Annotated in this window: 9 protein-coding genes and 1 tRNA gene; 2 read left to right on the plus strand and 8 right to left on the minus strand. The window is 67.6% G+C overall.

What is annotated here, in order from left to right:
- Nucleotides 1-151: 151 nt before the first annotated feature.
- The 5 genes from rplA to VKT83_18880 form a co-directional block, all read right to left on the minus strand.
- Nucleotides 152-859: a 50S ribosomal protein L1 gene (gene rplA / locus VKT83_18860; GenBank protein ID HLY24533.1), complete on the minus strand. Its 708-nt coding sequence runs from the start codon at nt 857-859 to the stop codon at nt 152-154.
- 66 nt (nt 860-925) lie between these two features.
- Nucleotides 926-1,345: a 50S ribosomal protein L11 gene (gene rplK, locus VKT83_18865; protein HLY24534.1), complete on the minus strand. Its 420-nt coding sequence runs from the start codon at nt 1,343-1,345 to the stop codon at nt 926-928.
- 12 nt (nt 1,346-1,357) lie between these two features.
- The gene (gene nusG, locus VKT83_18870; GenBank protein ID HLY24535.1) at nt 1,358-1,864 is read right to left on the minus strand and encodes a transcription termination/antitermination protein NusG; all 507 of its coding nucleotides are present in this window, start codon (nt 1,862-1,864) and stop codon (nt 1,358-1,360) included.
- 425 nt (nt 1,865-2,289) lie between these two features.
- Nucleotides 2,290-2,589 carry a preprotein translocase subunit SecE gene (gene secE, locus VKT83_18875; protein ID HLY24536.1) on the minus strand — a complete coding sequence of 100 codons (300 nt, stop codon included), beginning with the start codon at nt 2,587-2,589 and terminating at the stop codon, nt 2,290-2,292.
- A gap of 345 nt (nt 2,590-2,934) precedes the next feature.
- The gene (locus VKT83_18880) at nt 2,935-4,485 is read right to left on the minus strand and encodes an ABC transporter substrate-binding protein (GenBank protein ID HLY24537.1); all 1,551 of its coding nucleotides are present in this window, start codon (nt 4,483-4,485) and stop codon (nt 2,935-2,937) included.
- Between the two features lie 191 nt (nt 4,486-4,676).
- On the opposite strand from VKT83_18880, the gene VKT83_18885 reads away from it, so the two are divergent.
- Both VKT83_18885 and VKT83_18890 read left to right on the plus strand, forming a co-directional pair.
- Nucleotides 4,677-5,075: a cupin domain-containing protein gene (locus VKT83_18885; GenBank protein HLY24538.1), complete on the plus strand. Its 399-nt coding sequence runs from the start codon at nt 4,677-4,679 to the stop codon at nt 5,073-5,075.
- A 157-nt stretch (nt 5,076-5,232) separates the two neighbouring features.
- Nucleotides 5,233-6,018 (plus strand): SPOR domain-containing protein, encoded by a 786-nt coding sequence (locus VKT83_18890; GenBank protein HLY24539.1) that lies wholly within the window; start codon nt 5,233-5,235, stop codon nt 6,016-6,018.
- 24 nt (nt 6,019-6,042) lie between these two features.
- Here VKT83_18890 and VKT83_18895 read toward each other — a convergent pair.
- The 3 genes from VKT83_18895 to tuf form a co-directional block, all read right to left on the minus strand.
- Nucleotides 6,043-6,120 (minus strand) — tRNA-Trp (locus VKT83_18895).
- Nucleotides 6,121-6,142: 22 nt separating this feature from the next.
- On the minus strand, nt 6,143-6,295 hold the full coding sequence (gene rpmG, locus VKT83_18900; GenBank protein ID HLY24540.1) for a 50S ribosomal protein L33: 153 nt from the start codon (nt 6,293-6,295) through the stop codon (nt 6,143-6,145).
- An 80-nt stretch (nt 6,296-6,375) separates the two neighbouring features.
- Nucleotides 6,376-6,498 (minus strand): elongation factor Tu (gene tuf / locus VKT83_18905; GenBank protein ID HLY24541.1); only part of this gene is annotated, 123 nt, incomplete at its 5' end.

The raw sequence follows: 6,498 nt of genomic DNA on the forward strand, positions 1-6,498 counted from the left end.
CCCGGACGCGCCGGCGTAGGAACGGCTTGAGGATGGCCATGGTGGTGCCAGTATAGCCACCGCCCAACGGCCGGAAGCGGCCCCGATGCCGCCGTTGCACCGAGTGTCAAGTGTAGTCGGATCTATCTGAACCTAGACACCGGTCTCCGGATTAGGCCGGAACCGGCGCCTGCGCCTTATTCGGATCAATCTTGATGCCGGGGCCCATCGTCGTGCTGAGCGAAATGCTCTTGAGATATTGCCCCTTCGCGGACGAGGGCTTCGCCCGGACCACGGCGTTGATCAGCGTGTCGAAGTTCTCGGCGAGCGCCTGCTCGCTGAACGAGGCCTTGCCGACCGCGGTGTGGATGATGCCGGTCTTGTCCACGCGGTACTCGATCTTGCCGCCCTTCGTCTCGCGCACGGCCCGCCCGATGTCAAACGTCACCGTGCCGGCTTTCGGGTTCGGCATCAGGCCCCGCGGACCGAGCACCCGGCCGAGCCGGCCGACGACGTTCATCACGTCCGGCGTCGCAATCGCCACGTCGAAGTCGAACCAGCCTCCCTGCACCTTCTCCGTGAACTCCTCGAGGCCGGTGTAGTCGGCGCCGGCCTCCTGGGCTTCCTTCACCTTGTCGCCCTTTGCGAATACCAGCACGCGCACCGACTTCCCGGTGCCGTGCGGCAGCACGACCGTGCCGCGGACCTGCTGGTCCGCCTGCTTCGGGTCGATGCCCAGCCGGATGTGCGCTTCAACCGTCTCGTCAAACTTGGCGCGCGGCACCTGCTTCAGCGCCGCCACCGCCGCCTGCGGATCGTACAGTTTCTCCGGTTCGATGTGCTTGAGCGCCTCGCGGTACCGCTTCCCGTACTGTGCCATGCCGTCCCCTCCTGTGGTCCCGGCGGACCGTTATCGTCCTCCCACCGATTAACGAGTCTCCGAGCCTTAGGCGACTTCGATGCCCATGCTGCGGGCCGTGCCCTCGATCATCCGCATCGCGGCCTCGATGTCCCGCGCGTTGAGGTCCGGCATCTTCGTTTCGGCGATTTCACGGATCTGCTGGCGTGTGACCTTGCCGACCTTCTTCTTGTTCGGCTCCCCGGACGCCGTCTCGAGTCCCGCGGCCTTCTTCAGCAGCACGGACGCGGGCGGCGTCTTGGTCACGAACGTGAAGGTCCGGTCGGCGAAGATGGTGATCTCCACCGGCACGATCGTCCCGGCCTGCCGCGACGTCTTTTCGTTGTACGACTTGCAGAACTCCATGATGTTGACGCCGTGCTGACCGAGCGCCGGGCCGACGGGCGGCGCGGGCGTGGCCTTGCCGGCCGGGATCTGCAGCTTGACGATGGCGACGACCTTCTTCATGGTCCCCCCGTCCTAGATCTTTTCGACCTGCGCGAAGTCGAGCTCGACCGGCGTCTCGCGGCCGAAGATCGACACGAGCACGCGCACCTTTTCCTTCTCCGGCAGGATCTCGTCGACGACGCCGCTGAAGTCCATGAACGGCCCCGAGTTGATGCGGACCGCCGAACCCTTCTGGTACGTGATCCGGAACTTCGGCGTTTCGTCGCCCAGCTGCTTGAGGATCGCCTTGACCTCCCGATCCTGCAGCGGCAGCGGCTTGGCCCCCGAGCCGACAAATCCCGTGACCCCCGGTGTGTTCCGGACGACGTACCAGGAGTCGTCGTCCATGATCATCTCCACCAGCACGTACCCGGGGAACACCTTCTTCTTGGCGATCCGCCGCTTGCCGTCCTTGATCTCGATCTCGTCCTCGGTCGGCACCAGGATCCGGAAGATCTTCTCGGCCTGGCCCATCGAGTCGATCCGCCGCTCGAGGTTTGTGCGGACCTTGTTCTCGTACCCGGAATAGGTATGGATCACGAACCACCGGGCGCCCTTGGCGGCGCGCGCGGCCTCGTCCTCGGCGCTGACTTCGCCGGGCGTCTCGACGCCGGGCGGCAGTTCCACCGTGCCTTCCGCCGTCACCGGCGGGCGGGGCTCGGTCGACTCCTCCGCGGCTTCGGCGGCGTCCGCTTCCTCGCCGGGCGGCACCAACACCCCGACCGGCGCCGCCGGCGCATCCCGCCGACTGGTCCCCTCGGGGGGAGATTCCGGCTCGGGCGCGGCTGAACGCGGCGCCTCCGCGGGAGGGGCGGCGGGCTCCGCGTCGCGCTCGCGGTCTTCCGGCTCATCCCGGAAGAGCTGCTGCGCGAGCGTGGCGGCGTCGGGCTTGGCTGTTCCCTGTGGGCGGTTACGATCGTCCGGCATGGCTAACGCGGTCTCCGTCCTGCTCCCGAAGCGCGGGACTACCGGGATCTCAAAATTGGCTCGAGCAGTTTGGCGAACACCAGATCGACGCCCCCGAGGAACAGCGCGGTCACGGTCAGCACGAAGACGACGACCACGGAGGAGGCAATCACGCTCTGGCGATCCGGCCAGGACACACGGTTCATCTCGGCACGGACGTCCTTGAGGAACTGGATCGAGACCTCGATGAAGCGCGGCAGCCGCCGCGGCGCCGCGCGGACGGGCCGGGGCCGCTCCGGCGCCTGCACGCGCGCCGGCTTGCCCAGCGAACCTGTAGCTCCTTCCGATCCTCGCGCCATAAAAGACGCCCCCAAACAAAAAAAGACTGCCTTCCGTCCGCCTCATTATAACAGCGGGAGCCTTGCTGTCAACGCTCCGGCAACGCGGATAAAAAAAACGGTGCGGCGTCGCTACTCCGGGGCGGGGGGAGAAGGGCATGCCCCCGAAGCAACTCAACCGCACCGTCTTCGAACTTTTGGGGGTTCCTCGCCCCCACGGTTACTATCCCCTCCCCTACAGGGGCCTAAACATGACGAACGAAACTTTTTTCGGCCATCTTCCCGCCCGGCGGGGGGCCTGGGTGGCGGCGGCCGCCGCGTCCCGCCGGGCCCGCCTCGGGACGGCGAGCGCGAACCGCGGCCGGGTTATGGGGCGAGCCACACCGTCCGGAGCCGCACCATCCCGTCCGGCACCTGCACGAAACCCCGCACGTGCGCGCTGATCAGCTTATATTCTTTCGGATAGAACAGGAAGACGTAGGGCGCGTCGTCCGCCACGATCCGGCTGACCTCGGAGTAGGCGCGGCGGCGCTGCGCCATATCGCTCAACAGGCGCGCTCCGTCGAGCAGCACGGTCGCGCGATCGCTCACGTAGTCCGCGAGATTCAGGCCGCCGATGCCGGTCTGCGTGACGAAGGGATAGACGTCGAAGTCGGGATCGGGCCGCCCGCTCCAGATGCTGAGCGTCGCCTGATGCTGCGCCTTCTGCATCATCTCCAAAAACGCGGCGCCTTCGAGAATCTGGATCTGCGCGTGGATGCCGGCCTCCGCGGCCATCGACTGGATCGCCTGCGCGATCGACGCGTCCTGCTGCCCCGCGCCGGCCAGCAGCAGCGTAAACGTGAAGCCGCCCGGGCGGCCCGCCTGCGCGAGCCTTTCCTTGGCGAGGGCGATGTTGCGGTCGGGAATCGCGATCGATGGATCGTAGGCCGGCGTCCCGTTCGGGAAGAACGACCGGGCGGGATACGCGGCCCCGCGGAGCACGACGTTCGCGAGCGCGCGCCGGTCGATGGTAAGACTCAGCGCCTGCCGCAGTAGCTTGTTGTCGAACGGCGGCTTGGTCACGTTGAGCGGCATGGCGTTCCACTGGAACGCGCCGCGCTCGAGCAGGTGGAACCCGGCGCCCGGCTGCGCCGCCTCCTTGGCCAGCTCGGGCACCTGCGGGAGCGGCACGTTCGCCACGATATCCACGTCGCCGCTCTTGAGGTTCGCGATGCGCGCCGGGTCGCTCGCGATCACGCGAAACACCAGGCGATCGGCGTAGGGGAGGCCCTTCGCCCAGTAGTCGGGATTGCGCTCGAACGTCGTGTGGTCTTGTGGAACACGCTCGACGAACCGGTACGGTCCCGTGCCGACCGGGTGCTGGGTGAAGTTCATCCCTTCCTTCGCCAACGCCGCTGGCGACAGCATCATCCCCGCGCGGTCCGTGAGCGCGTAGAGCAGCGGGCTGTACGGCCGATCCATGACGACCTGGACCGTCAGCGGGTCGACGGCCGTCACCCGCTGCACCGGCCGCATCTCCGCCTTCCGGATCGGCGGGAACTTCGGGTCGAGCATGCGGTCGAAGTTGACCTTGACCGCTTCGGCGTTGAACGGCGTGCCGTCCTGGAACTTGACGCCGTCGCGGAGCTTGAAGGTGACCGTGCGCCCGTCCGGCGTCACGGTCCACGAGGTGGCCAGCATCGGCACGATCGTCAGATGTTCGTCCGTGTCGACCAGCTTGTCAAAGAGATTCTGGTACGGCTGCCGGTCGATCGCGGCCCCGGAGAGGTGCGGATCGAGCGTGACGATGTCGCCGCTCAACGCCACCCGCAGCATGCCGCCGCGATGCACGCCCTGTCCCGCCGCCATCGAGGCAAGTCCGAATCCGAGTACGCAGACCACCCACACGGCCATCGCCCTGGGCACCAACGCCACCCCCGTCCTCCGGACTAGCCGGCTTTAATTTCATGCTGGCCGGCCGCATGTCGGCCGGCAGGATGCGCCGGCGTCGCCCCCTCGCGGGGACTAGCCGGCGGGATGCGCCGGCGTCGCCGGACCGTTCGGGGGGAAGCGCACCACCCCTGCCGAAGGCCGCGCGAGACACCGCCACGCCAGGGAGGACCGCCATGGAAGTCGTTCGCCCGCAGCGCAGCCAGGCCCGTCCCACCGATACGCCGGAGAACTTCGGCGGGACCGTACGCATGCAGCGGTGGCGGCAGGCGAAGGACCCGACGGCGGTCGACCTCGTCGCGGTGTTTTTCGACGCCGGCTCACGGACGCGGCCGCACGTCCACAAGTCCGATCAGGTGCTGTACGTCGTCGAGGGCGAGGGCATCGTGGCGACCGAGCGCGAGCGGCGGATCATCCGGCCGGGAGAGATCGTGATCGTGCCGGCCGGCGAATGGCACTGGCACGGCGCGACCGCGACCGCGGCGATGTGCCATCTGTCCACGCGGCCCGCCGGACCCACGGACTGGAACGCGCCGCTCCGGGATTGGGAGACCTACATGGAAGGCGCGCGCTAGATACCGGCTTCTCCAGCGGCGCCTCCCGCAGCATCCGCATGCCTTCAAACAGTACTCGAAAGCGTATGATTCCAGAGTAGGGACCCCCAGGAACGGCCGGGGGAACGGAGAACGGCGAAGCGGTGACATGCCCGGTATCCCGGGGGAGACGGGGCAAATGGTCGTCCGCAAGCACCTCGAGCACCTATCGTTGCCCGACGGATACTCAGCGAAGTGCGTCGACGCGGTCTGGTGCCTCTTTGATCCTCACGGCACGCCGCTGCTCAGCTCGGCGGACGCGACGGCGGTCGAAATAGACGCCTGGCGGGACGTCTGGCGCAGACGGCACGAAGACTTCGTCAACGAGTGCGCAATGTCGCGCGCCGGCGCCGGTCTACCGGACATCTGCGGCCGGCGCGACGCTCCGGACGCGCCGCGCAATGTGGCCGAGAGGCATGCGACGGCGGAGAAGCGGCCCGAACGAACGGGACGGATTCGCCGGCAGGTATTTACCGCCGCGGCCGCCGGGGCGGCGGCCGGCCTCGTGATCGGCCTTGCCGGCGTTGAAAAAATCCACGAAGGCGCCACGCCGCTGGCGACGCCGAACCAACAGGCAGGAGTGGCGGCGGTCACGGTCCCGAAACCGCTCGGATCCATCTCGGACAAAGCCGTGGATCGTGAGGCACCGAACGCGCGAACGGCGCTGCGCTCCCGCCGAGTGACGCGCCCCCGGTCGAAGACACGGTACGCCGTCAGTGTCGGAAACTACGCGAACGCCGCGACGGCCGATCGGATGAAACACCTCGTCCGGAGCAAAGGGTACATCGTGGACGTCGTGCCGCATGGCGCGGTATCCCAAGTGGCAACCCCGCCGTACCGGACGCGCGCGCAGGCCGAGCGCGTGGCGCGCGCGCTCGAGGAGATCCGCCTCCCGGCGCACCTTGTCGCGCGGCGTGTGATGTAGACTACGCGGAAACCTTGGTGGGCTTGGCAGGGGCGGAGGGATTTGAACCCCCGACCACTGGTTTTGGAGACCAGCGCTCTACCCGGACTGAGCTACGCCCCTGTGCGACACGTGCGGCCGACCGCTACCGGGTTTCCCGGTGCGTCGTGTGCTTCCGGCACCGGGGGCAGTATTTCGAGTGCTCCACCCGGTCCGGCGTGTTCTTCTTGTTTTTCGTCTGCGTGTAATTGCGCCGCTTGCACTCGTTACACGCCAGCGTGATGATGTCGCGCGGCATCGTCCTACCCCTTCCACCGTACTCGTATGATCATCCTATCACGATCCTGCAAACGCGGATGTCCGCCGCGACAGCGGCCATTACGAGAGGATCTTGGCGATGACGCCGGCGCCGACCGTCCGGCCTCCCTCCCGCACCGCGAACCGCTGCCCCTCCTCCAGCGCCACCGGTGTGATCAACGCCCCCTCAATCGTCACGTTGTC

Source organism: bacterium, assembly GCA_035308905.1.
Lineage (GTDB): Bacteria > Sysuimicrobiota > Sysuimicrobiia > Sysuimicrobiales > Segetimicrobiaceae > DASSJF01.

What these genes read in the sequence shown, in the direction of transcription:
- VKT83_18885 (HLY24538.1), top strand. Translation starts at nt 4,677, where the DNA reads ATGGAAGTCGTTCGCCCGCAGCGCAGCCAGGCCCGTCCCACCGATACG.
- rpmG (HLY24540.1), bottom strand. Translation starts at nt 6,295, where the DNA reads ATGCCGCGCGACATCATCACGCTGGCGTGTAACGAGTGCAAGCGGCGC.
- secE (HLY24536.1), bottom strand. Translation starts at nt 2,589, where the DNA reads ATGGCGCGAGGATCGGAAGGAGCTACAGGTTCGCTGGGCAAGCCGGCG.
- rplA (HLY24533.1), bottom strand. Translation starts at nt 859, where the DNA reads ATGGCACAGTACGGGAAGCGGTACCGCGAGGCGCTCAAGCACATCGAA.
- rplK (HLY24534.1), bottom strand. Translation starts at nt 1,345, where the DNA reads ATGAAGAAGGTCGTCGCCATCGTCAAGCTGCAGATCCCGGCCGGCAAG.
- VKT83_18890 (HLY24539.1), top strand. Translation starts at nt 5,233, where the DNA reads ATGGTCGTCCGCAAGCACCTCGAGCACCTATCGTTGCCCGACGGATAC.